Origin of the sequence: Mycolicibacterium hodleri (genome assembly GCF_025822245.1) — a bacterium.
GTDB lineage: Bacteria > Actinomycetota > Actinomycetes > Mycobacteriales > Mycobacteriaceae > Mycobacterium > Mycobacterium hodleri.
Genome location: NZ_JACKTL010000033.1, coordinates 401,546 through 425,088, shown reverse-complemented (window position 1 = coordinate 425,088; position 23,543 = coordinate 401,546). Strand labels below are relative to the sequence as shown.

Genomic DNA, 23,543 nt, shown 5'->3' with positions numbered 1-23,543 from the left:
CCCACGAGTCTGTCAGTGCGGGCAAGCTGTCGGGTGTGAAGATCCGTGGAGCCGTGCTCGACCGCATCGGAGCGCCCCAGCGCTACGCCGAGTCCAAGCCGTTGACGATTACCGACCTCGAACTCGCTCCGCCCGGTGACACCGAGCTGTTGGTCCGGATCGAAGCCGCCGGGCTGTGCCACTCCGACCTGTCGGTGGTCAACGGCTCCCGCGTGCGGCCGGTGCCGATGCTGCTGGGCCACGAGGCGTCGGGCGTCGTCGAGCAGGTCGGCGCCGGGGTGGCCGACGTCGCGGTGGGGCAGCGCGTGGTGATGACGTTCCTGCCGCGATGCGGCGAGTGCGCGGCGTGTGACACCGACGGATTGGCGCCGTGCATCCCCGGCAGCGCCGCAAACGGCGCGGGCGTGCTGCTGGCCGGCGGGACGCGACTGGCCGCCGACGGCGGGCCGGTGCTGCACCACCTCGGCGTCTCGGCCTTCGCGACCCATGCCGTGGTCGACCGCCGTTCCGTGGTGCCGGTCGACGACGACGTCCCGCCGGTGGTGGCGTCACTGCTGGGCTGTGCGGTGCTCACCGGAGGCGGTGCGGTGCTCAACGCGGGTCAGCCGCGACCGGGAGACACGGTCGCGATCGTCGGCATGGGCGGGGTCGGCATGGCGGCGCTCCTGACCGCGCTCGCCCACGACGACGTCGAGGTCATCGCCGTCGACCAGGTGCCGGACAAACTGGCCAGGGCTGCCGAGATGGGTGCCCACACCGTCGTCACGCCCGAGGACGCCGGTGACCTCAAGGCCCGCATCGTCATCGAGGCGGCCGGTCATCCCGCCGCCCTGGAGACGGCGATCGCCCTGACCGGCCCCGGTGGGCGCACCGTGACGGTGGGGCTCCCCCATCCGGACGCCCGGATCAGCGTGGCACCGTTGGGATTCGTCGCCGAGGGCCGTTCGCTGATCGGCAGCTACCTGGGCTCCGCGGTCCCCGCACGGGACATCCCCCGCTTCGTGGCACTGTGGCGGGAGGGGCGGCTTCCCATTGAGTCGCTGGTGTCCTCGACCATCGAACTCGACCGGATCAACGAGGGCATGGACGAACTGGCCGACGGCCGGGCGGTGCGCCAGATCATCGAGTTCGCCTGAGCCGTCAGAACCAGCCGTCGCGCATGTCCAACGTGGTGCGGTCCAGCGTCTCCAGCAGGTCGAGTTGCGGTGCGGTCCTAGGTAATTCGTAGCGGAAGAAGTACCTGGCCGCCTGGCGCTTGCCGTCATAGAAGTCGCCCGCCTGCCCGTCGGCCACGACGAACTGCTCCAGCCAGATCCACGCCATCACGACGTGCCCGAACGCCTCCAGGTAGATCGCACTGTTGGCCAGCGTCGCCTCGGCGTCGTCGACGGCGTACATCGCGGCCGTGACCTCGACGATCCGCTGCCACGACGAACGCAGCAGCGCGGCGAGGTCGGCGGCCTCCCCGCCCGCGGCGGTGGCCTGTTCGACGGTCGCCGTCACCGCCTTGCCCAGCTCGGCCAGGCTGGCACCGTCGCGCTGAGTCACCTTGCGGCCCAACAGATCCAGACTCTGGATGCCGTGGGTACCCTCGTGAATCGGGTTCAGCCGGTTGTCCCGGTAGTGCTGTTCGACGTCGTACTCACGGGTGTAGCCGTAGCCCCCGTGCACCTGGATGGCCAGGCTGTTCGCCTCCAGACACCACTGCGACGGCCAGCTCTTGGCGACCGGCACCAGGATGTCGAGAAGGTCGGTCACGTGCTCGGCCTCCTCGGCTGACTCCGCGGTGCGCTGCAGGTCGATCAGCTTGGTGCAGTACAGCCCCAGCGCCAGCCCACCCTCGACGTAGGCTTTCTGCGCCAACAGCATTCGCTTGACGTCGGCGTGCTCGACGATCGGCACCTGCGGCGTGGCGGGGTCCTTGACCACCCGGCCCTGCGTTCGTTCGCGGGCGTACTCGACGGACTTGAGGTAGCCGGTGTAGCCCAGCGACACCGCGCCCATCCCGACGGCCAGGCGGGCCTCGTTCATCATGTGGAACATGTACGCGAGGCCGCGGTGGGGTTCGCCGACGAGGTAGCCCACGGCACCGGCGTCACCGTCGGGCGTGTGCACGCCCTCGCCGAAGTTGAGCACAGTGTTGCTCAGACCGCGTTGTCCCATCTTGTGATTCAGCCCGGCCACGGTGACGTCGTTGCGCTCCCCAACCGAGCCGTCGGCGCCGACGAGGTACTTCGGCACGACGAACAGCGAAATGCCCTTGGTGCCGGCCGGCCCGCCGGGGATCTTCGCCAGCACCAGGTTGACGATGTTCTCGTTGAGTTCGTGCTCGGCCCCCGATATCCACATCTTCGAACCGAACAGCCGGTAGGTGCCGTCGCCCCGAGGCTCCGCGCGGGTCGAGATGTCGGCCAGCGACGATCCCGCCTGTGTCTCCGAGAGCGCCATCGTGCCCGTGAACCGGCCGGCGAGCATCGGCTTGACGAACGCCTCGACCTGTTGGTCGTCGCCGAACTTCGCAATGAGGTTCGCATTGGCGACCGTCAGCATCAGGTAGCCGGACGTGCTGACGTTGGCCGCCGAGACGTAGGCGAACCCCGCCTGGGCCACGCACACGGGAAGCTGTGCGCCGCCGACGGATTCGTCCATGCCGGCGCCGATCAGATCGGCCTGCGCGAAGGCGCCCAGGGCCTCCCTGACCTCGTCGATGACGGTGACGCGCTGGCCGTCGAAGGTCGGCTCGTTGGCGTCGCTCTTCTTGTTGTGCGGGGCGAAGTACTTCTCGGCCAGTTCCTCGCTGAGGTCCAGCACGCCGTCGAACGTGTCGCGGGAGTGCTCGGCGAAGCGTTGCCGCTTGGTCAGCTCCTCGACCCGCAACCACTCGTAGAGCAGGAAGTCGAGGTCGCGCCGCGACAGCAGGGTGGACTTCACTGGGCCTCCGGAACGTCGATGCCGAGCGGCGCCTCGGTGCGGACCGCGTCGTCGCGGATCAGGCCGCGAAGCAGGGCGGTGCTGAACTCGACGGCAATCTCCTGTGCGGTGCGGCGGCCCTGTGGCCGCAGCCAGCGATAGGACCCGAGCGTCATCCCGATGTAGCCGAGGGCCAGCACGTGGGAGTCGCAGTCGTAGAACTCTCCGCTGGCGATGCCGCGGTCGATGACGTCGCGGACGTGCTCGTACACCGAGGTCTCGGCCTTGCGGATGTAGGCCACCTGTTCCTCGGTGAACCACTCGGTGATGTACGGCGCCTCTTGGAAGTAGACCGCCCCGCGCTCGATGTCGCTGGCGATGCCGACCAACAGCCTGCGGGTGAAGTGGTAGATCATCTCGCGCGCCGACGCCGAGGGGTCGTCGTGCAGGGCGCCGACGGTGAAGTCGGCGGCGCTCTTGCAGATGTCGAACAGGATCAGCGACTTGCTGGCGTAGTAGTGGTACACCGTCGCCTTGTTCAGACCGACCGCGTCGGCGACGTCGTCCATCCGGGTGCCGTGGTAGCCCCGCGCCGCGAACAGCTTGGTCGCGACGGCAAGCAGCTCCTCACGACGGGTCGGGCCGTTGGGCGGGGTTGGCGATGAGCCGCTTGCGCGAAGAGAGTCTGGCTCGGTGGTGGACATGGCGACTCACTATATGTAGGCCGGGGCTCCACCCGGGTACCAATCAACTGGTTGGCCAGTCTAGGCAATCCCCCGCGTCCACTGGTCGGCGCGGCTCAATCCGGGCTAGACTCTGCTCAAAGTCGGCCCGCATGGAGGTAATGATGGATCCGAATCCTGACTACGACATCAGCGACGAAGCCGAGTACTTCTTCAACTTCATCCCGTGGGGCCTGCGCGGCGTGTACCCGCCGCCGGCCTACCCGCCGGTCTAACTCAGCCAGCTAAGCGGCCGCAGCCTTCACGGCGCGGCCGACTTCGGCGCGCAGCCGAGTGTATTCGGGCGAGCGCCTCAGTTCGTCGGGGTCGACGCCCGAACGTGGAAGGTCGACGGGCAAGTCCAAGGCGACCTGACCCGGACGACGCGTCAGCACGACGATCCGAGACCCCAGAAACGCAGCCTCGTCGGCGCTGTGCGTGACGAACACCGTGGTCCTACCGGTCTCGGCGCTGACCTGGCGGACGTCCTCCTGCAACCGCTCCCTGGTCAGGGCGTCAAGCGCGGCGAACGGCTCGTCCAGCAGGAAGAGCGGCGTCTCGGCCGCCAGTGCCCTCGCGATCGCGACCCGCTGCTGCTGGCCGCCGCTGATCTCCCAGATCTTCCGATCGCCGGTGCCCTCCAGACCAACGCGCTGCAGCAGCTGATCGCGCCGTTCGGCCCGTCGCTCCCGCGGCACCTTGGCGTACTTCAGGGCCAGGTCGACGTTGCCGGCCACGGTGCGCCACGGAAACAGCCGCGGCTGTTGGAACACCACGCCCGCACTCACGCCGGGAGTGGGGGCGTCGCCGGAGACCTGCACCCGGCCGGCGGTCGGTTCCTCGAAACCGGCGATGAGGCGCAGCAGGGTGCTCTTGCCGCATCCCGACGCGCCGACCAAGACCAGGAACGCACCGGGTTCGACGTCGAGGTTCACCGGACCGAGGGCGGTGACGTCGCCGTAGCGATGCGCGAGGTCTTCGATCCGCACGCCGCCGCGGACGTCACTCGCCGAGGGCACCGGGCAGTCCCTTGGTGTAGATCGCGTCCTGGAACGTCTTCAACGGCGCCGCGGCCGGAATCTGCTTCTGCTCGGCCAGGAACTGCGAGGCACTCTCCAGGTTGGCTGCGATGTTGCCCGGCTTGCCGTCGGAACCGAGCCACTCGGCGGAGGACACCTGATCGGGGGTCAGGTACACGCCTTGCTTCAGTTGTCCCTCAACGTCTTTGGGATCCAGTCCGATCTCGGCGGCGATGGCCTTGGCCGCCGCGGCCGGGTCGTCCTTGATGGTCGTCAGGGCGCGGGCTTCCTGCTTGCGCCAGACGTCGACGACGTCGGGGTGTGCGCTGGCGAAGTCGTCGGCCACCGCCGAGAGATCGAGCGTCGGCTTGCCGTCCTTGGCCAGCTGGCGGCTGGTGATCAGGTCCTTGCCGGTCTTGCGCAGGTCGTCGAGGGTGGGCAGCCAGGTGTAGGCGGCGTCGACGTCTCCGCGATCCCAGGCCGCGAGAATTGCCTGGGGCTGGAGGTCGACGAGCTGAACGTCGTTGGCGGACAGGTTGTTTTGCGCCAACGCCGCCAGCAGGCTGTAGTGCGCGGTGGACGCGAAGGGGGTGCCGACGCGCTTGCCCTTGAGATCGGCGATGGTGTTGACGCCGCTGCCGTTGCGGGCCACCAGCGCTTCGTTGTCGCCGGCGACGTCGAGCACGAAGGCGATCTTGTACGGAATGTTCAGCGGTGCCGACAGGCCACGGGCGACGGGGCTCGACCCGAGTGCGCCGAAGTCGAGTTCCTTGGCGATGAACGCGGTGTTGACGTCGGCCCCCGAGTCGAACTTCGTCCACTTGATGTTGTAGTCGGGCAGCGCCTGCTCGAGCCACTTGTTGTTCTTGACGATCAGGTCACCACTCGGAAAGGACTGGTAGCCAATGCGAATCGTCGGCTTGCTGGCATCCTGCCCGGAGTGGTCCACCGAGCAGCCGGCGAGCGCCAAGGTGGCGACCACCGCCGCGGTGACGAGTGCCCTCAGCTTCATATCTTTCCTCTCCATGGGACGGCGCGCCGCTCTACGGCGCGAAGTAGACCGTCGATGATCAGGCCCGAGAAACCGATGGCGAAGATGCCGACCAGCACCACGGGGGTGTTGTTGTAGTTGCTTGCGTCCTTGACGAGTCCGCCGATGCCGGGGATGCCGTTGAAGAGCTCGGCGGCGACCACCGACGAGTAGGCCATGCCGACCGCCAGCCGGATGCCGGTGAACGTTTCGGGCAGGGCCGACGGCACCACCACGTCACGGATCACCTGCAGCCGCGTCGCCCCGAGCGCCCGCGCCGCCTCGGTCAACCCAACCGGGGCCGCGACCACCGCGGCCGTGGTGGCGACGGCGGCGGGCGGCAATGCGGCGAGCGCGAGCAGCGTGATCTTCGGTGCTTCGTCGATGCCCAGCCAGATGACCAGCAGAAAGAAGTAGGCCAGCGGCGGCAGTGCCCGCAGGAACGTCAGCCACGGCTCGAGGACGCTGCGCACCCAACCGACGGAACCCATGACCAGTCCGAGCGCGACGCCGAGTCCGACGCCGATCACCACCCCGACCAGAACCCGCCGCAGGGTCATGTACAGGTGCTCCCACAGCAGGTAGCCCGCGTAACCCCGGGTGCCGTCGTGGGTGGTCGAGACGTCGACGAACGCCTTCCAGACGGTGCTGGGATAGGGCACGAACGTCTGGTTCCACAGTCCGGCGGCCGCGACGAGCTGCCACCCGATCCCGAAGACGACGACCGACAGCACGGGCAGCGCGGCCCTGGTCAGCCGGCGGCGCCAGGGGTTTGCGGAGGTGCGCCCACGCGGGGATTCGGCGTGCGACTCCTCCTGCGCGACGTCTACGAAGACCGACACGATTCCTACGACTTTCTGCGAGGCTGGGCTGGACGGAACGCGTTCAGCGACAGCAGGTATCAACAGAAGGTGCCGTAGCCATCCGCCGTTTCTACCTGTTCACACCCAGCAGGTACACAGCTTCGCTCGTGAAGAGTTTTAGTCACCGGCCTACCGGTTAGTAGCCGTAGGGCGTAGGGTGGAACCAGTCCACTAAGGACATCCCCGTTTAGTGCAAAGCGGGCACGAAGCCCCGCGACGCCATTGGGTAGCGCCGATCTCGTTGAGAAAACCTGCGAGACGTTGCGCCCAACTCTTCCCCGCGAGGCTACGGCAAATTGCCGGTTCCGTCGTAGACGGATCGGGCTCGACGCTGCACTTAGACGTCTTCTTCGTGTTCGCGCTGCGCCCATGGACGCCTGTTAGGGGGTCCAACTGTGGGAAACCATTGCTGCACAACGGAAACTACCGCCAGTGACTTTGTCGGGGTGATGTTCGCGTGACCGTACAACTCGAACGCCCGGTAGCCAACGCACCGGAAGTCGACGAATACGCCGACGTGATGGAGATGTTCCACACCCTGGGCGGCGCAGTCGACGTCGACCGTCGGCGCGAGGCGATCTTCAACCGGTGTCTCCCCCTGGCCGATCGCATCGCCCGCCACTACGGTGGCCGCGGCGAGGACATCGAGGACCTGACCCAGGTTGCCAGGTTGGGCCTGGTGAAGGCCGTCAACCGGTTCGACCCGACCAAGGGCTCTCACTTCGTGGCCTTCGCGGTACCGACGATGATGGGCGAGGTGCGTAGGCACTTCCGCGATCATGGTTGGTCGATGCACGTGCCGCGTCGGCTCAAGGATCGGCACGGTCACATCACCAGGGCCACAATGGAATTGACGCAAACCCTGGGTAGGGCACCGACCGCGGGTCAGTTGGCCGACCTGCTCGACATGAGCCGCGAGGACATCGTCGACAGCCTGTTGGCCGCCGAGGCGTACCGCGTGCACTCCATCGACGCGCCCGTCTCCAGCGGCGATTCGGCACCGCGGATGGTGTCGGACACCGTTGGCGAGGTCGACTTCTCCTTCGACCGCATCACCGACCAGGAGACGGTCCGACCGCTGCTCGCGGCCCTGCCCGAGCGCGAGCGCACCGTGCTCTACCTGCGCTTCTTCGAGTCGATGACGCAGAGTCAGATCGCCGAGCGCATCGGAGTGTCCCAGATGCACGTGTCCAGAATTCTGGAGAAGACCCTGCGGGAGCTGCGCAACCAGTTGTAGACCCGCTTCGATGAGGCCCCTTCCTGGTATCCGGGGAGGGGCCTCGCTCTGCGCTAGGTGCCCCGACCGGCGCGCGCGAGCGCCTTGGTCCGCAGGCCGGCAAGCCAGGCCACGGCCTGCCGCTTGCGCATCTCGAAGGCCGACGGCAGGACCGGCGGCGGGAGCACGACCAACGCGTCGACGGCCGCCGTGAAGGCGGGCGCCACGGGGTTGTGCACTTCGCGGTAGGCCTCACCGCACTTGCCGCAATCCACCTCGTAGCGCAACGAATTGGGACCCGACTCGATGAAGGTGTAATCGGCAACGGCCACACACCGTGGGCATCGTGCGAGTCCACGTTCGACCACCACGCTCATCGCAGCAGCCCTCCCTTCGTCGAGCACGTCAATTCACTGCTCGCCATCGTGGGGCCACGTCGCCGCGATTGCACCAGGCCCGTGGATGTCGATGCGGGATCGGTGCCCAACCGAGATGCCAGGCCGCTGCGGGATGATGGCGCCATGACCGAAGTGCGCGGACGGATGTGGGTTCGGGGAGAACCGGTGGAGGGCTTCACGTTCTCGGCCATTTCGGACTGCCTCGGCTCCGAGGACACTCTGGTCTGGGCCGACATCTACGACCCCGACCACGAGACGCTCGCCGCCCTGGCCGAGGAGCTCACGCTCAACATGTGGGCGGTCGAGGACTCGACCGCACCCAACGAGCGCACCAAGGCGACCGTCTACCGCACGCACACGTTCTTCACCGTCTACGCGATTCAGATGATCGACGCGGTCGACGACTCGACCTCGACGCTGGTGAAGCACCGCATTTCGGCATTCGTACTGCCCCGCGGCCTCATCACGGTGCGCCTGCCACCGTTGGCGGGCGACGACCCCGGCTTCGCCATGGACGACGTCTCCCAACGGTTCGACGAGCTCGGCGGGCAGCAGTACGGCGTCGGGGCGCTGGTGCACGGCCTGCTCGACGTCGTGGTGGACGGACACTTCGACGCCGTGCAGAGCCTCGACGACGGCATCGAGTCGCTCGAGGACGAGTTGTTCGACGAGAGCGGTCCCAGGCGGGGGTTGCAGCGACGCACCTTCCGCTACCGCAAGGACCTCGTCGAGCTGCGCCGGGTGGTGCTGCCGATGCGGGAAGTCGTCAGCGCCATCAAGAGCCGGCGGCTGGACTCGAAGACCTCGCCCGAGCTCAATCCGCTATACGACGACCTGTACGACCACGTGCTGCGCGCCTCGGAGTGGACGGAGTCGCTGCGCGACATGGTCACCACCGTGTTCGAGACGAACCTGTCACTGCAGGACGCCCGGTTGAACACGGTGATGAAGAAGCTGACCGGGTGGGCGGCGATCATCGCCGTTCCCACGGCCGTCACCGGCTTCTACGGCCAGAACGTCGAATACCCCGGCATCAACACCGTCGCGGGCTTCGTCGCCAGCTCCGCGGTGATCGTGCTCCTGGTGGTCATCCTGTACGTCATGTTCCGCAAGCGAGACTGGCTATGAACTTTATTTGACGTGACCGTCACATTTGCGAGCAAACTCGGCTCGCCCGCACTACATTGACCGATCGTGGTGAGGACGAAACTGAAGGAGCGCGGACCGGCCCTGGCCCTGGCCGTCGGCCTGATCGCCGTGCCCGGCGTGCCGACGCTGGTCAACTCGTGGTTGCCGGAAACGGTCTGGGAGACTGCCGAATCCGCCGATGTCATGACCCTGACGAGTGTCGAGGGAGCGGCGGTCGCCATCGCCGCACCCGACGGTTGGCAGGTCCAGAATCTCGGTGACCAGGCCATCCTCCGCGGTGACGGTGGGGCCGTGTTCGTCCAGCTCTACGACCTCGACGGCCGGGATCCCCAAGCCGTTGCCAAGCGGCTGATGCGGTCCAACCGGGTGGACGACGTCCACACCACCCTCGACGGGGGAAGGATCGCGACCGCCGACGGCTCGCTGTCCGGTGACACGTGCGTCGCCCTCACCGACCAGGCCACGGGTTCCTGCGCCTATCTGTCCGACGACGACGTCATGGTGTCGGTGATCGCCCTCGGCGGCAACCGGGAGTCGACCCCCACCATCGCCGACGTCGTCGCACCGTTCACCAGGGAGCAGTCATGACCGCCGACCTCCTGGACACGCCCCAGGGCACGAGGTTGCGACCGGCCGTCGTCTACCGCCCCGAGTCGGCTGTCTTCTGGCTGTACGCAGTCACCCTGCTCGTCGGAATTCTGTTCGTGCTGACCCACTACGGTCAGGCGTTCCACGAGACGTTCTCCGCGCAGCTGGTCCTGGCCCCCGCGTGGTTGGCGCTGATGGCCTTCCTGGTGTGGTTGATGTTCGCCTGCGACCCCTTCCGCAGCGTCCGCCAGTACAAGCAGGGGCTGGTGGCCGGTTCGGCGCTGGGCGCCAGCACCGCGCTCGCCATGGCCCTGCAGGGCAACGACGAGATGGGGCAGATCCTGGCCCGCTATCTGGAACCCGACACCTACGCCGATTGGTCGGCGGCGTTGACGGCGCCATTCGTCGAGGAAGCCGCGAAGGCGATGTGCGCCGCGGTCGTCCTGGTGCTCTGCGCCTCGGTGTTCAACCGGATCTCGCACGCCCTCCTGGTCGGCATGTTCGTCGGCTTCGGCTTCGACATCGCCGAAGACCTCACGTACGCCACCAACGATGCGATCGGCAGCCTGGACTCCGACACCAGCGGTGCCGGTGGCAGCCTGCTGGTGCGCGCGCTGACGTCGGTGCCCGCGCATTGGGCCTACACCGGGCTGGCGGCCGTCGGCGTCCTGCTGTTGCTTCCGACGTTCCGCAACGACGTCGGCTGGTCTCGGCTGCGTCGCGTCGCCGTCGCCGTCGTGTTGCTGGCCAGCGCGTCCTTCATGCACTTCGTCTGGGACGGTCCGGTTCTCAGCGTGTTATGGAAGTTCGCCGTGAACATCGCCGTGTTCGTCACCGCGGTGCTCGTGCTGCTCCGCTACGAGCGCCGACGGGTCGTCGAGTGCATCGCGACGCGACGCGACGCGGTGCCGCTGGCCGAGGTGGACGCGGCCGTGCTGGACTCACTGCCCACCGGCCGCCGACGACGCGCGCTGCGCAAACAGGCCCGTCGGACGGGCGGCCGAGCGGCGAAGCGGGCCGTCGCGGCTCAGCAGCGCTGGGCGCTGGACCGCATCGCCACGGACGAGGTGTGCGCAACTGCACGGTGAGCAAATGCGAGACTCTTCGGATGCAGATCGGGATTCCGCGCGAGTCTCACGCGGGTGAGACGCGTGTCGCCGCCACACCGCAGACCGTCGGCCAACTCCTCAAACTGGGCTACTCCGTGGTCGTGGAGTCCGGTGCGGGCGCCGCGTCCAGCTTCTCCGACGCCGCGTACGTCGAGGCAGGCGCCGGTATCGGGGATCCCTGGGGAGCCCAGGTAGTCCTCAAGGTCAACGCACCCAACGACGACGAGATCGCCGCCCTGCGCGACGGGGCGACCCTGGTCGGCCTGATCTCCCCGGCGCTCAAGCCCGAACTGCTCGAGGCGCTGGCCACCCGGCCCATCACGGTGTTGGCGATGGACGCCGTCCCCCGCATCTCCCGGGCGCAGTCACTGGACGTGCTGTCCTCGATGGCCAACATCGCCGGGTACCGCGCCGTCGTGGAGTCCGCGCACGCCTTCGGCCGGTTCTTCACCGGACAGGTCACCGCGGCGGGCAAGGTCCCCCCGGCGAAGGTGCTCGTCGTCGGCGCCGGCGTGGCCGGGCTGGCCGCCATCGGCGCGGCGGGCAGCATGGGCGCCGTCGTGCGGGCCACCGACCCGCGACCCGAGGTCGCCGACCAGGTCAAGTCCCTCGGCGGGGAGTACCTCTACGTGGACAAGGAGGCCGCGGAGGTCTCGGCCACCGGCTACGCCAAGGAGATGGGCGAGGACTACAAGGCCCGCGAGGCGGCGCTGTACGCCGAGCAGGCCGGCGACGTCGACATCATCATCACCACCGCGCTGATCCCCGGCCGCCCCGCGCCGCGCATCATCACCGCCGAGATGGTCGCCTCGATGAAGCCCGGCAGCGTGATCGTCGACATGGCCGCGGCCAACGGCGGCAACGTCGAGGGCACCGTGAAGGACCAGGCCGTCGTCACCGACAACGGCGTGACGATCATCGGCTACACCGACCTCGCCGGGCGACTGCCCGCGACGGCGTCCCAGCTCTACGGCACCAACCTGGTCAACCTGCTCAAGCTGCTCACCCCGGAGAAGGACGGCGAACTTCGACTGGACTTCGAGGACGTCGTGCAGCGGTCGGTGACCGTGGTGCGCGACGGCGAGATCACCTGGCCGCCACCCCCGGTGCAAGTCTCGGCGGCCCCCGCCGCCGCCGTCACCGCCCCGGTCGAGCCCAAGCCCGTCAAGGAGCCGATGACCGCGGGTCGCCGGCTGGGCATCACCTTCGCCGCCGCCGCGGTGCTGTTCGTGCTCATCGCACTGTCCCCGGCCGCACTGCAGGTGCACCTGACGGTCTTCGCGCTGGCGATCGTGATCGGCTACTACGTCATCGGGCACGTGCACCACGCGCTGCACACCCCGCTGATGTCGGTGACCAACGCGATCTCCGGGATCATCGTCGTCGGTGCCCTGCTGCAGATCGGCCATGGCGACCCCGTGGTGACGTCCCTCGCTGCCGTCGCGATCCTGCTGGCCAGCATCAACGTCTTCGGCGGCTTCGCGGTGACGCGTCGCATGCTCGCCATGTTCTCGAGGAGCTAAGCCATGTTCACCCTGGAGACCACTGCCACCGCGGCCTACGTCGTCGCGGCCCTGCTGTTCATCATGGCCCTGGCCGGGCTGTCCAAGCACGAAACGTCGAGGGCCGGAAACACCTTCGGCATGGCCGGGATGGCGGTGGCGCTGGTCGCCACCATCGCCCTGGCGATCAGCCGCCACATCGAGCCCCTGGGCATCGCCCTGCTGGTCGGCGCCATGGCCATCGGTGCCGCGATCGGTCTGTGGCGCGCCCGCGTGGTCGAGATGACCGGGATGCCCGAACTGATCGCGCTGCTGCACAGCTTCGTCGGCCTGGCCGCGGTGCTGGTCGGCTGGAACGGCTACCTGCACGTCGAGGGCGACCTCGCCGGCGCCGAGGCCGCCGTCCTGGACGGGCAGAACCTGCTCGGCATCCACTCCGCCGAAGTCTTCATCGGGGTGTTCATCGGTGCGGTCACCTTCACCGGGTCGATCGTGGCCAACCTCAAGCTCTCGGCGCGGATCAAGTCGACCCCGTTGATGTTGCCCGGCAAGAACTTCCTCAACGTCGGCGCGCTGGTGGTGTTCGTCGCGCTCACCGTGTGGTTCGTCATCAGCCCGGCGCTGTGGCTGCTGATCGTCGTCACCGTGCTGGCCCTGCTGCTGGGCTGGCACCTGGTCGCCTCCATCGGCGGCGGCGACATGCCCGTGGTGGTCTCGATGCTCAACAGCTACTCCGGCTGGGCCGCCGCAGCCTCGGGCTTCCTGCTGTCCAACGACCTGCTGATCGTCACCGGCGCGCTCGTCGGCTCCTCCGGTGCCTACCTGTCCTACATCATGTGCAAGGCGATGAACCGGTCCTTCATCTCCGTCATCGCCGGCGGCTTCGGCATCGAGGCCGGGCCCGCCGAGGACAAGGACTACGGCGAGCACCGCGAGATCACCGCCGACGGCGCCGCCGAACTGCTCAACTCGGCCAGCTCGGTGATCATCACCCCCGGCTACGGCATGGCCGTCGCCCAAGCCCAGTACGGCGTCGCCGACCTGACCCGCAAGCTCCGCGAGCGCGGGGTCAACGTCCGCTTCGGCATCCACCCCGTCGCCGGCCGCCTGCCCGGGCACATGAACGTGCTGCTGGCCGAGGCGAAGGTGCCCTACGACATCGTGCTGGAGATGGACGAGATCAACGACGACTTCGACGACACCTCCGTCGTCCTGGTCATCGGGGCCAACGACACCGTCAACCCGGCGGCCTCCGAAGACCCCTCCAGCCCGATCGCCGGCATGCCGGTCCTCACGGTGTGGAACGCCGACAACGTGATCGTGTTCAAACGCTCCATGGCATCGGGTTACGCCGGCGTGCAGAACCCCCTGTTCTTCCGCGAGAACACCCAGATGCTCTTCGGCGACGCCAAGGACCGCGTCGACGCCATCAACGCCGCGCTGTAGCTCGTCGTCGTGACCCGCGTGCCCGCGTGGTCGATGCCGCTGTTCTTCGTCGTCGGTGCCGTGTCGCAGTACGTCGGGGCCGCCGTCGCGGTGTTCCTGTTCGAGACCACCGATCCGGCGGCGGTGGCGTGGCTTCGGGCGGCGGCGGCCGCCGTGGCGCTGCTCGCCTGGCGGCGGCCGTGGCGGACGCGCTGGACCCGTCGCTCGTTGGTCGCGGCGGCCGGCTTCGGCGTCGTCACGGTCGCCATGAACGTGACGTTCTTCGAGGCGATCGCCCGCATCCCCCTCGGCACCGCAGTGGCGGTCGAGTTCCTCGGCCCGGTGGCGGTGGCCGTGCTGGGGTCGCGACGCGGCCGGGACCTGGTCGCCGTCCTCCTTGCGGTCGTCGGCGTCGTCCTGGTGGCCGGGGTGCAACTGGGCGTCGACCCGGCTGGCGTGGGCTTCGCGCTGCTGGCCGCGGCGCTGTGGGCCGGGTACGTGCTCATCGGCAAGCGGGTCGCCGACGCGGGTTCGGGGCTGGACTCGCTGGCCGTCGGGATGACCGTCGCCGCCGTGGTGCTCGCCGCGCCCATGTTGATCGGCCAACTGACCGACGACGCCTCGGTGTTCGCCAACCCACGCACCTGGGCGCTGGGCGCCGCGGTCGGCGTGCTGTCGACGGCCGTGCCGTACGGACTCGACCAGGTGGTGCTGCGGCGGATGGGCCGCGCCCGATTCGCGCTGCTGCTGGCACTGCTGCCGGCGACGGCCGCCGTCGTCGGTGCCGTCGCGCTGGCGCAGCGGCCGACGATTGCCGAAGTTGCCGGGATCGCGCTGGTGATGGCTGCGCTCGTGGTCAGCGCGGAACGCGGCGATACAGTTGGCGAAACGCGAAACTAGGAGATGCAACCATGTCGGTCGACCGCCTACTCCCCTCCGACGAGGCCGCCGAACTGATCGCCCTGACCCGCGACGTCGCCGACAAGCTCCTGGATCCAATCGTCGACGAGCACGAGCGCACCGAGACCTATCCCGACGGAGTGTTCGCCCAACTGGGCGCCGCGGGGCTGCTCAGCCTGCCGCAGCCCGAGGAGTGGGGTGGCGGCGGGCAGCCCTACGAGGTCTACCTCCAGGTGCTCGAGGAGATCGCCGCCCGTTGGGCCGCCGTGGCCGTCGCGGTCAGCGTGCACAGCCTGTCGTCGCACCCGTTGTTGGCGTTCGGCACCGACGAGCAAAAGCGGCGCTGGCTCCCAGACATGCTGTCGGGCAACCGAATCGGTGCCTACAGCCTGTCGGAACCACAGGCCGGATCCGATGCCGCCGCGCTACGGTGCGCGGCGGTGCCCACCGACGGCGGATACGCGTTGAACGGGACCAAGTCGTGGATCACCCACGGCGGCGTCGCGGACTTCTACACGCTGTTCGCTCGCACGGGTGAGGGATCGCGGGGCATTTCGTGCTTCCTGGTGCCAGGCGACCTGCCCGGGCTGAGCTTCGGCAAGCCCGAGGAGAAGATGGGCCTGGCCGCCATCCCGACGACGACGGCGTTCTACGACGACGCCGTGGTCGACGCCGACCGCCGCATCGGCGCCGAGGGCCAGGGGTTGCAGATCGCCTTCAGCGCGCTCGACGCCGGCCGACTGGGCATCGCGGCGGTGGCCACGGGCATCGCGCAGGCCGCGTTGGACGACGCATGCCGGTACGCCAACGAGCGAACGACGTTCGGCCGCAAGATCGTCGACCACCAGGGCCTGGGCTTCCTGCTCGCCGACATGGCCGCTGCCGTGGGCAGCGCCAGGGCCACCTACCTGGACGCGGCGCGGCGCCGCGACCTCGGCCAGACGTACTCGACGCAGGCGAGCGTGGCGAAGTTGGTGGCCACCGACGCGGCGATGAAGGTCACGACCGACGCCGTACAGGTCTTCGGCGGCGCCGGCTACACGCGCGACTACCGCGTGGAGCGCTACATGCGCGAGGCCAAGATCACGCAAATCTTCGAGGGCACCAACCAGATTCAGCGTCTGGTGATTGCGCGCAGTCTCACAACGTAGGTCCCGCCGAAAGGGGGTAGACCTGAAGTATGACGAACAACCCGGCCATCCTGCTCTACGACGGCACGTGCGGCTTCTGTGACGGCGCCGTGCAGTTCGTCCTGCGCGTGGACCGGCGAGGCGAGATGCGGTTCGCCGCGCTCGACAGCGACTTCGGTGCCGCTGTGCTGCAACGCCATCCGGAGTTGGCGGGCGTGGACTCGGTCGTCTACGTCGAGAACCCGGAGAGTGCCGACGAGCACGTGTCCGTGCGCTCGGAGGCGGCCCTCCGGGTGGCCCGGTATCTCGGTGGCCCGTGGCAGGCGCTCGGGGCGGCGGCCCGGGTGATCCCGGCGCCGGTCCGGGACGGGCTGTACGACCGCTTCGCAGCCATCCGCTACCGGGTGTTCGGCAGGGTGGATTCGTGCGCGCTGCCAGCGCCCGAAGTGCGCGCGCGCTTCGTCGCTTGAATCACCCAAACATCTAGCGCCACTGACGCTTTCGGAGTTATCCACAGGCTGCGCTTGACACCTGTTGCGTGTCGTAGTTCACGAGTAGATTCGAATGCATGTTCGAGTCATTGTCCATCGCTACCGACACTTCGGGTGCCGGTGCGGTGGAGGCGTGGTCGCGGGCGGAGTCGGCCGCGTGTGCCCGCAAGGTCGCCGTGATGGCCGCCATGTTCGACGAGGCTTCCGCCGCCGAGGGGTCCGAGGAGCGGGACCTGTGGTGCACCGACACCTGGGACTTCGTCGCCGCCCACATAGGGGCGGTCCTGCGGATCACCACCGGGGCCGCGTCCAACCAGTTGTTGGTCGCCGTGGCTTTGCACGAGCGGTTCCCCAAGGTTGCCGCGGTGTTCGCCGAGGGGCTCATCACTTATCAGTTGGTGCGGACGGTGGTGCAGCGCGGTGCGCTGGTCGTCGACCCCGACGCCCTCCACGCTCTCGACGCCATGCTGGCGGCGGCGTTGAGCGCCCGGGAACCCATGTCGGTGGCGACGCTGGAGAAGACGATCGACGGGTTCGTCGCCCAGGTCGACCCGCAGGCGGTGATCCGCACCGAGACCCGGGCCCGGGGCCGGTCGGTGGAGATCGGGGACGAGGACGGCAGCGGGATGGCGACGGTCTTTGCGACGTTGTTCGCTCACGACGCGAAGGCGTTCGACGCCCGGGTCGACGCGTTGGCCCGCACCGTCTGCCCGGCCGACCCCCGCACCCTGGATCAGCGTCGCTCCGATGCGATGGGTGCGCTGTCCCACGGGGCGGACCGCCTGGCCTGCCTCTGTGGGACCGAGGACTGCCCCGCCGCGCACAACCCGCCCTCGACGGGGGTGGTGGTCTACGTCATCGCCAGCGCGGACACCCTCGACGAGCGGCCGCCAGCGCCACCTGCACCACCACCGCCGCCTGCGCCGGCGCCTGATGGGTCCGATGGGTTCGAGGGGTCGGACGATACCCCCACCGACGACAGCGACTCCACCGACGACGCTGCGACAGCCAACCAGGCTGCCGCGGCACAGGAGTCGGCCGACACCCCGGCCACCCCGGCTCCCGCCGACGAACGCACCGCCCTCGACGGCGAACCGCCGGCGATGTTCGGCAAGCCGCTGCGCGAGCTGACCCTGACCGAGGCCCTCACCCCCACCCCGGGACGGCTGGCCACCATTCGGCCGGCGGCGATGATGGGTGGGCAGTTCCTGCCCGGGGCGATCGCGTGCCGGGCCACGCTCGGAGCCACCATCACCCCGATCGTGCACCCCGGGCAAGCCCCACCGGAACCCCGCTACCGACCGTCGAAGAAGTTGGCCGACTTCGTGCGCTGCCGCGACCTGACGTGCCGCTTCCCGGGCTGCCGTGTGGCCGCCACCCACTGCGACGTCGACCACAGCATCCCGTGGCCCTGCGGGCCGACGGCGGCGTCCAACCTGAAATGCCTGTGCCGTCGACACCACTTGCTGAAGACGTTCTGGGCCGGTGAGAGTGGTTGGCGGGATCAACAACTCGACGACGGCACCATCGTGTGGACCGCACCCGACGACCGCACCCACACCACGACCCCGGGCAGCCGACTACTGTTCCCCGAACTATCCGAACCCACCAGAAGCGTTGAGGCGAGCGGCGTTCCAGGACGTCCCGCGTCGGGGCTGACCATGCCGCGCCGCACGACCACCCGCGCCCAGGACCGCGCCAGCCGCATCCAACGCGAACGCGAACTCAACCAGGCGGCAGACGACGCCCAGACCTACACCGCGCCGGCCGGCGCCCCGCCGAGGTCGGCGTAGAAGGATTCGAGCTTCGCGACGAGGTAGGCGCTGAGATCCTCGGCGGAGTCGCTCATCCGGGTCTTCACGTCCCGGGAGTCGTCGTCGGCGAGCACCTCGAACGCGCCCTTCACCACGCCGTCGTAGGCCTGGTCCACCACGCTTGCGGCGCTCACCTTCGGCATGTCGAACCGTGCCGACATGGCCGTGTCCACCATTCCGACGATGACTCCCGTGACGGTGGTGTTGGCGGGGGCGAGCTCGCCGCGCAGCGCATTCGTCGCCGACCACATGGCCGCCTTCGAGGCCGCGTACGCCGTGGGCAGCGGAAGCCATGCCGCCAGCGACAACACGTTGAGCAGCGCACCGCCGCCGTTGGCAGCCAGCACCGGCGCAAACGCCTTGGCGACGCGCAGGTTTCCGTAGTAATTGGTCTCGAAGATGCGACGCGTGACTTCCTCGTCACCGGTCGCGACGGACACGTCGTCGGCCGGTGCGATGGCCGCGTTGTTCACCACGAGGTCGACGTCCGACGCGGCGTCGGCCGCACTGGACAACGACGCCGGGTCGGTCAGATCGAGTGCCAACCCGACGATGCGCTCGTCCCCCCAATTCCTCGGCGTGCGGGCCGTGGCGTACACCTTCGTCGCGCCGCGCTCGAGGGCCTGTCGCACGAAATGCTCACCGAGCCCGCCATTCGCGCCGGTCACCAACACCGTTCGCCCGTCCAGTCGCTCTGCCATCGTCACTCCTGCGGTAAAGTCGTGCCTCAAGTGGGGTAGCTCCCCACTTCGATTATGTGGGGACGGTCCCCACTTGTGCAATGGGGAGGATGGTGTGTCCGTGGCCACACAAACTTCTCGGCCGTTACGCGCAGACGCTCAGCGCAATCGCGACGCGATCCTCAGCGCCGCGCTCGCGATCTTCGACGCAGAGGGAATCTTCGCGCCCATCGACGGGATCGCGACCGCCGCCGGCGTGGGCAACGCCACCCTCTATCGGAACTTTCCCACCCGCAACGACCTGCTGGCCGCGGTGATCGAGAAGAGCATCGTCGAAATCATCGACGGCTCAGCAGAATTGGAACAGGAGATGTCCGCCGACGACGCGTTGCGCGAGTGGCTTCAACGCGTCGCATGGCAACTGCGCATCTGGAACGACCTGCCCACCTGCATCGCCACCTCGATCGAGGACGCCACGTCGCCGGTGCAGGACGTCGCCACCCGCCTGACCACTCGCACGCGCCACTTCCTCGACCGCGCCAAGGCCGACGGGTCGGCCTCGGACTCCGTCACCGCCGACGAACTCTTCGAACTGGTCACGGCCATCTCGTGGGCCATCGACCGCTTCGGCGACGACCCGCAGCGCGCCCGCGCCCGGGTGGCACTCGCCACCGCCGGGGCATTCCAATCCCGTTGAACGACAAGGACTCACACGAGTTCTAGGACCTCCGGTGGGGACGTCACCGTCACCACGGTTCCGCGGCCGACACCCGAGTCGATGGACATGGCACCACCCATCGCGTCGAACCGGGCCTGCAGCGACGCCAGCCCGATGTGCCCCTCGGCCACTCGCTGATCAACGATCGACGGCTCGAAACCCGCGCCGTCGTCGGCCACGGTAAGCACCACGCGATCGCCCTTGCGGAACATGCGGATGGTGACGTTGCGTGCGCCCGCATGCTTGTGCACGTTCACCAGCAGTTCGCGCGCCGCCCGGTACAGCAGCGGTTGGGACACGGGCTTGCCGACGTCCTCCAACTCGGCGGTGATGTTCACGTCGCCGCGACTCTCGTTCTGGCGAACCAGCTCTCGCACTCCGGGCGTCAACCCGAGCTGGGCCAGCACCTGCGGATGCAGCGCCGTCACCGTCGACCGGAGACCGACCGCGGTCTCGTTGAGCGCCGCGTACACCATGTCCAGCGCGGGGTCGGGCATCCGGTCGCGCACCTCGTCGAGCTCCAGGCGGGCGGCCAGCAGGGTCTGCAGCGGCCCGTCGTGCAGATGCTCGGCGAGCTCCCGATTGGTCCGCTCGTCGGCTTGCATCGACTCGGCCACCAACCTGCGGCGCACGTCCAGCAGCGCGGCCACCCTCGCCGCCCGCCGGGTCAGCACGAAGCACAGGGCGGTCGTCGCCACCGCCAACCAGATCAGGAAGCCGACCTGCAGGTAGACGACGTCGGGCAATCCCACGTGATCGTCGCGCTTGGAGTAGACGATCCACGCCCCGAGATAGCACGCCGCGGTGCTGATGCCGAGAACCCCGGTGAACACCGGCCGGTCCCCGAACGCCACCGACAGCGGAAGCAGGAAGAACACCGGGAGCAGCGCCGCCGTCGCCCCGCCGGACACCACGCACAGCGCCACTACCGCGAGCACGTCGACGCCGGTGGAGAGCCGACCACCCCACGTCGGCACCGGCCCGCGGAACACCGCCACCGCCCACAGCACCGCCGCGATCGAGTACGCCCCGAGGATGGCCGCGTAGACCTCGGGCAGCCAGCTGTCCACCTCCCAGATCCAGACCAGGAAGCCGATCAGGCCGATCAGCGGGAGCCGCAGCAGCGCAGAGACGCGGACGGGTTCGGCGGCGAAGTAGTCGACGAGCTGCCGGGACGCGCGGTCCACGGCTACTCCAGCAGCCCGCGGCGCATCGCTTCGGCGACCGCCGAGCCCCGATCGCCCACGCCGAGCTTCTCGTAGAGCCGTTGCACGTGGGTCTTCACCGTCGACGGGGCGAGGAACATCTTCTTGGCCATTGCGGGGATCGTCTGTCCGCCGGCGATGTAGCTGAGCACCTCGCGCTCCCGGGCGCTGAGCGTGGGGGCATCGGACTCGTTGCGCCGCTGGATCTCGCCGACCAGCCCGGCCGCGAGATTGGGGGCGACGACGTCGCGGCCCTTCGCGCAGCTCAACACCGCGTCGACCAGTTCGGAGCGGCTGGAGTCCTTGGAGATGAATCCCGCCGCACCCTCCTGCAACGCGCTGTACACGATCGCCGACTCGTCGTGGGCGGAGATCAGCAGCACCCGGGTCGGCAACTCGTCGCGGCGCACCGCTGCGGCCACCTGGGCGCCGTCCAGACCGGGCATCCGGTAGTCCAGCAGCGCCACCTGGGGACCGTGCTCCCGGATCAGCGCCAGGGCGGCCACGCCGTCCTCGGCCTCGGCGACCACGTCGATCGAACCACTCGAACTCAGGGCGCGTACCACGCCGTCGCGGAACAGTGGGTGGTCGTCACCCACCACCACGCGCACCTTCTCAGCCGTCACGCCGCCAGCTTCGCACGAAGACTCAGCCGCCGCTTCCGGATTCGGCCTCGGTGGCGCGCGTCCGCCCGGCCAAGCCGATCAGCTCTTCGTGCAGCTCGAACCACACCGTGTGATACGAGTCGACCATCGGGCGGGTGAGCCAGGACATGTCACCGTCACGCGCCCGGCGCAGGGCGGCGTCGAGGCGATCCGCATAACTCCCGAGCCGCGCGACGAGGTCACTGGCCGCCGCGATCACCGGCACTGCCTGGCGGTGCAGGTCCTCGAGCCGGTCCAGGACGGCGGTCACCTCGTCGGGCCCCGCCGAATCCCTCGTCAGCTGCCACTGCGAGATCAGAGGCTTGACGCCGCCGTTGACCACCAAGAACCGTTCGTACACCCGGTCGGCGGCGGCACGGTCGACGGTGGCGCGCTCGTCGGCCAGCAGTTCGGCCAACCTGGTTCGGCCCGCGTCGGTCAGCCGGACCATCGGCGCGTCGACCAGCAGTCCGGTCGCAACGCAGTCGTCGACGGGACCCGTCAGCTCAGCGCGGGCGACCCGACCCTTCAGCCGAACCGTCTGCAGCAGGGCGAGGTCGCTCATGGGCGTGCCGCGCGGGCGGCGAGATGCAGCGCCGGCAGGTCGCCGACGGCGTCCGGGACCGCCGCGCGCACGATGTCGGCGAACCTCGACAAATCCGGGCTGAGCACCGCCTCCGTCGACGCGGATTCTCCGACCCGCACCTCGCCCGCGTCGCCGTCGACGGTGATCACCAGCCCCGCCAGCGCCGCGGTCAACCCGACCCCGCAGCCGACGACTGCCGGAATGCCCAGTTCACGCGCGACGATGGCGGCGTGGCTGCTGGCGCCGCCCACCTCCGTGACGACACCGTTGGCCGCCATGATGCCGGCGACGTCGTCCGGGCTGGTCGTCGGTCGCACCAGGATGACGTCACGACCCTCGTCGGCCGCGGCGATGGCGTCGTCGCTGGTGGTGCAGGCCAGGCCCGAGGCGATTCCCGGGCAGGCGGCGGCGCCGGTGGCCAACGGCGGCCCGGCCGGCGCCGTTCGCACCGCCAGGATCGTCGCCAGCTGCTCGGGGGTGACCCGCTCGATCACCCCGGCGTCGTCGACGAGGCCCTCGTCGCGGAACGCCAGCGCCAACCGCAGCGCCGCGTGCGGCGAGCGCTGCGCCACCCGGGACTGCAGCAGCCACAGCTTGCCCGCCTCGACGGTGAACTCGACGTCCTGGACGTCGCCGCCGAGTCGCTCCAGACGCACGCCGGCGTCGATCAACTCGTCGTAGGCGGCGGGCAGGCTCTCCCGCATCCCCGACAGGGGCTCGCAGTCGCTGGTGCCCGACACCACGTCGTCCCCCTGGGCGGCGGGCAGCCACTCGCCGAACGGGGTCGACGCACCGGTCGTCGGGTCGCGCGTGAACAGCACGCCGGTGCCCGATCGGACGTCGAGGTTGCCGAAGACCATGGCCTGCAACAGGATTGCGATGCCACCGCGTTCTATCCCACGGTGCGCGCGATAGGCGTCGACCCGGCTCGACGACCAGGAGGACGCGACCGCGTCGACGGCGCCGCGCAGCTGGGCGAGCGGTTGGTCGGGCGCCTCCCCGCCCACGGCGCGTCGATAGCCGCGCCGGAAGCGCTCCCGGGTGTCCTCGGCGAACCGCGCGGAGTACTCCTCGCCGAGCGCGGCGGTCACCGCATCGTCGACGCCCACGTTGAGCAGCGTTTCGAGCATGCCTGGCATCGACGTGACCCCGCTGCTGCGGACCGAGAGCAGCAGCGGCCTCGGGCCGCCACCGAACGTGCGCCCCGTGCGCTCCTCCAGTAACTTCAGCCCGCCGAGCACGTCCTGCCACAGGCGGTCGACCAGTTCCGAGGGCGTCTCGTCGCTCCACTCGGAGGTCACGCAGAACGCCGGCGGCACGGGCAGCCCGAGCGCCACCATCTCCGAGACTGCGCGGCCCTTGCCGCCAACCGCCCGTCGCTCGGCGTCGTCGAGCGCGTCGTCCAACGGGACCGCGTGTCGGCTACCTGCACCGATCGTCATCG

The 23,543-nt window shown here is 69.0% G+C and carries 24 protein-coding genes; 13 read left to right on the top strand and 11 right to left on the bottom strand.

Annotated features, from left to right (window positions below; translation table 11 throughout):
• The first annotated feature begins 26 nt into the window (after window positions 1-26).
• Window positions 27-1,136: an alcohol dehydrogenase catalytic domain-containing protein gene (locus tag H7J06_RS14515; RefSeq protein ID WP_264039766.1), complete on the top strand. Its 1,110-nt coding sequence runs from the start codon at window positions 27-29 to the stop codon at window positions 1,134-1,136.
• Between the two features lie 4 nt (window positions 1,137-1,140).
• Here the strand turns inward: H7J06_RS14515 and H7J06_RS14510 are convergent, their stop codons facing one another.
• Both H7J06_RS14510 and H7J06_RS14505 read right to left on the bottom strand, forming a co-directional pair.
• Window positions 1,141-2,931, bottom strand: a complete 1,791-nt coding sequence (locus H7J06_RS14510; RefSeq protein ID WP_264039596.1) for an acyl-CoA dehydrogenase — start codon at window positions 2,929-2,931, stop codon at window positions 1,141-1,143.
• Window positions 2,928-3,614: a TetR/AcrR family transcriptional regulator gene (locus tag H7J06_RS14505; protein ID WP_264039595.1), complete on the bottom strand. Its 687-nt coding sequence runs from the start codon at window positions 3,612-3,614 to the stop codon at window positions 2,928-2,930. Before H7J06_RS14505 ends, H7J06_RS14510 begins: the two co-directional genes overlap by 4 nt.
• A gap of 140 nt (window positions 3,615-3,754) precedes the next feature.
• On the opposite strand from H7J06_RS14505, the gene H7J06_RS14500 reads away from it, so the two are divergent.
• Window positions 3,755-3,868 carry a hypothetical protein gene (locus tag H7J06_RS14500; protein WP_173008004.1) on the top strand — a complete coding sequence of 38 codons (114 nt, stop codon included), beginning with the start codon at window positions 3,755-3,757 and terminating at the stop codon, window positions 3,866-3,868.
• A 9-nt stretch (window positions 3,869-3,877) separates the two neighbouring features.
• On the opposite strand, the gene H7J06_RS14495 is transcribed toward H7J06_RS14500, so the two are convergent.
• From H7J06_RS14495 to H7J06_RS14485, 3 genes are read right to left on the bottom strand one after another with little or no spacing between them, the layout of a single operon-like run.
• The gene (locus H7J06_RS14495; protein WP_264039765.1) at window positions 3,878-4,621 is read right to left on the bottom strand and encodes an ABC transporter ATP-binding protein; all 744 of its coding nucleotides are present in this window, start codon (window positions 4,619-4,621) and stop codon (window positions 3,878-3,880) included.
• Between the two features lie 13 nt (window positions 4,622-4,634).
• Complete coding sequence (locus H7J06_RS14490; RefSeq protein WP_264039594.1) at window positions 4,635-5,663, bottom strand: taurine ABC transporter substrate-binding protein; 1,029 nt, start codon at window positions 5,661-5,663, stop codon at window positions 4,635-4,637.
• A complete protein-coding gene (locus H7J06_RS14485; protein ID WP_372515305.1) occupies window positions 5,660-6,523 on the bottom strand; it encodes an ABC transporter permease in 864 nt (287 codons plus the stop codon). Before H7J06_RS14485 ends, H7J06_RS14490 begins: the two co-directional genes overlap by 4 nt.
• Before the next feature lie 478 nt (window positions 6,524-7,001).
• On the opposite strand from H7J06_RS14485, the gene H7J06_RS14480 reads away from it, so the two are divergent.
• Window positions 7,002-7,781, top strand: a complete 780-nt coding sequence (locus H7J06_RS14480) for a SigB/SigF/SigG family RNA polymerase sigma factor (RefSeq protein WP_264039593.1) — start codon at window positions 7,002-7,004, stop codon at window positions 7,779-7,781.
• A 53-nt stretch (window positions 7,782-7,834) separates the two neighbouring features.
• Here H7J06_RS14480 and H7J06_RS14475 read toward each other — a convergent pair whose 3' ends face one another.
• On the bottom strand, window positions 7,835-8,092 hold the full coding sequence (locus H7J06_RS14475) for a hypothetical protein (RefSeq protein WP_264039592.1): 258 nt from the start codon (window positions 8,090-8,092) through the stop codon (window positions 7,835-7,837).
• Between the two features lie 189 nt (window positions 8,093-8,281).
• Here H7J06_RS14475 and H7J06_RS14470 point away from each other — a divergent pair, with 189 nt between their 5' ends.
• The 9 genes from H7J06_RS14470 to H7J06_RS14430 all read left to right on the top strand — a co-directional run bounded on the left by H7J06_RS14470 (window position 8,282) and on the right by H7J06_RS14430 (window position 18,245).
• A complete protein-coding gene (locus H7J06_RS14470; RefSeq protein WP_264039591.1) occupies window positions 8,282-9,286 on the top strand; it encodes a magnesium transporter CorA family protein in 1,005 nt (334 codons plus the stop codon).
• 66 nt (window positions 9,287-9,352) lie between these two features.
• Window positions 9,353-9,895: a hypothetical protein gene (locus H7J06_RS14465; protein ID WP_264039590.1), complete on the top strand. Its 543-nt coding sequence runs from the start codon at window positions 9,353-9,355 to the stop codon at window positions 9,893-9,895.
• Window positions 9,892-10,983 carry a PrsW family intramembrane metalloprotease gene (locus H7J06_RS14460; protein ID WP_264039589.1) on the top strand — a complete coding sequence of 364 codons (1,092 nt, stop codon included), beginning with the start codon at window positions 9,892-9,894 and terminating at the stop codon, window positions 10,981-10,983. The genes H7J06_RS14465 and H7J06_RS14460 overlap by 4 nt, the downstream gene beginning before the upstream one ends.
• 20 nt (window positions 10,984-11,003) lie before the next feature.
• The gene (locus H7J06_RS14455) at window positions 11,004-12,527 is read left to right on the top strand and encodes a Re/Si-specific NAD(P)(+) transhydrogenase subunit alpha (RefSeq protein WP_264039588.1); all 1,524 of its coding nucleotides are present in this window, start codon (window positions 11,004-11,006) and stop codon (window positions 12,525-12,527) included.
• Window positions 12,528-12,530: 3 nt separating this feature from the next.
• Window positions 12,531-13,952, top strand: a complete 1,422-nt coding sequence (gene pntB / locus H7J06_RS14450; protein WP_264039587.1) for a Re/Si-specific NAD(P)(+) transhydrogenase subunit beta — start codon at window positions 12,531-12,533, stop codon at window positions 13,950-13,952.
• A gap of 33 nt (window positions 13,953-13,985) precedes the next feature.
• The gene (locus H7J06_RS14445; RefSeq protein WP_264039762.1) at window positions 13,986-14,831 is read left to right on the top strand and encodes an EamA family transporter; all 846 of its coding nucleotides are present in this window, start codon (window positions 13,986-13,988) and stop codon (window positions 14,829-14,831) included.
• Between the two features lie 11 nt (window positions 14,832-14,842).
• Entirely contained in the window at window positions 14,843-15,982 is a 1,140-nt protein-coding gene (locus tag H7J06_RS14440) for an acyl-CoA dehydrogenase family protein (RefSeq protein ID WP_264039586.1), read from the top strand.
• A 29-nt stretch (window positions 15,983-16,011) separates the two neighbouring features.
• Window positions 16,012-16,431 (top strand): thiol-disulfide oxidoreductase DCC family protein, encoded by a 420-nt coding sequence (locus tag H7J06_RS14435; protein ID WP_264039584.1) that lies wholly within the window; start codon window positions 16,012-16,014, stop codon window positions 16,429-16,431.
• A 98-nt stretch (window positions 16,432-16,529) separates the two neighbouring features.
• Window positions 16,530-18,245: an HNH endonuclease signature motif containing protein gene (locus H7J06_RS14430; RefSeq protein WP_264039583.1), complete on the top strand. Its 1,716-nt coding sequence runs from the start codon at window positions 16,530-16,532 to the stop codon at window positions 18,243-18,245.
• On the opposite strand, the gene H7J06_RS14425 is transcribed toward H7J06_RS14430, so the two are convergent.
• Window positions 18,206-18,967 (bottom strand): SDR family oxidoreductase, encoded by a 762-nt coding sequence (locus H7J06_RS14425; RefSeq protein WP_264039582.1) that lies wholly within the window; start codon window positions 18,965-18,967, stop codon window positions 18,206-18,208. The genes H7J06_RS14430 and H7J06_RS14425 overlap by 40 nt on opposite strands.
• 100 nt (window positions 18,968-19,067) lie before the next feature.
• Between H7J06_RS14425 and H7J06_RS14420 the strand changes: the two genes are divergently transcribed.
• Complete coding sequence (locus H7J06_RS14420) at window positions 19,068-19,643, top strand: TetR/AcrR family transcriptional regulator (protein WP_264039581.1); 576 nt, start codon at window positions 19,068-19,070, stop codon at window positions 19,641-19,643.
• An 11-nt stretch (window positions 19,644-19,654) separates the two neighbouring features.
• Here H7J06_RS14420 and H7J06_RS14415 read toward each other — a convergent pair whose 3' ends face one another.
• The 4 genes from H7J06_RS14415 to H7J06_RS14400 are packed head-to-tail and all read right to left on the bottom strand — an operon-like array spanning window position 19,655 to window position 23,541.
• Window positions 19,655-20,851 (bottom strand): sensor histidine kinase, encoded by a 1,197-nt coding sequence (locus tag H7J06_RS14415; RefSeq protein WP_264039580.1) that lies wholly within the window; start codon window positions 20,849-20,851, stop codon window positions 19,655-19,657.
• A 2-nt stretch (window positions 20,852-20,853) separates the two neighbouring features.
• Entirely contained in the window at window positions 20,854-21,495 is a 642-nt protein-coding gene (locus H7J06_RS14410; protein WP_264039579.1) for a response regulator transcription factor, read from the bottom strand.
• A gap of 22 nt (window positions 21,496-21,517) precedes the next feature.
• On the bottom strand, window positions 21,518-22,078 hold the full coding sequence (locus H7J06_RS14405) for a MarR family transcriptional regulator (RefSeq protein ID WP_264039578.1): 561 nt from the start codon (window positions 22,076-22,078) through the stop codon (window positions 21,518-21,520).
• Window positions 22,075-23,541 (bottom strand): pyruvate, phosphate dikinase, encoded by a 1,467-nt coding sequence (locus H7J06_RS14400; protein ID WP_264039577.1) that lies wholly within the window; start codon window positions 23,539-23,541, stop codon window positions 22,075-22,077. The genes H7J06_RS14405 and H7J06_RS14400 overlap by 4 nt, the downstream gene beginning before the upstream one ends.
• Window positions 23,542-23,543 lie beyond the last annotated feature (2 nt).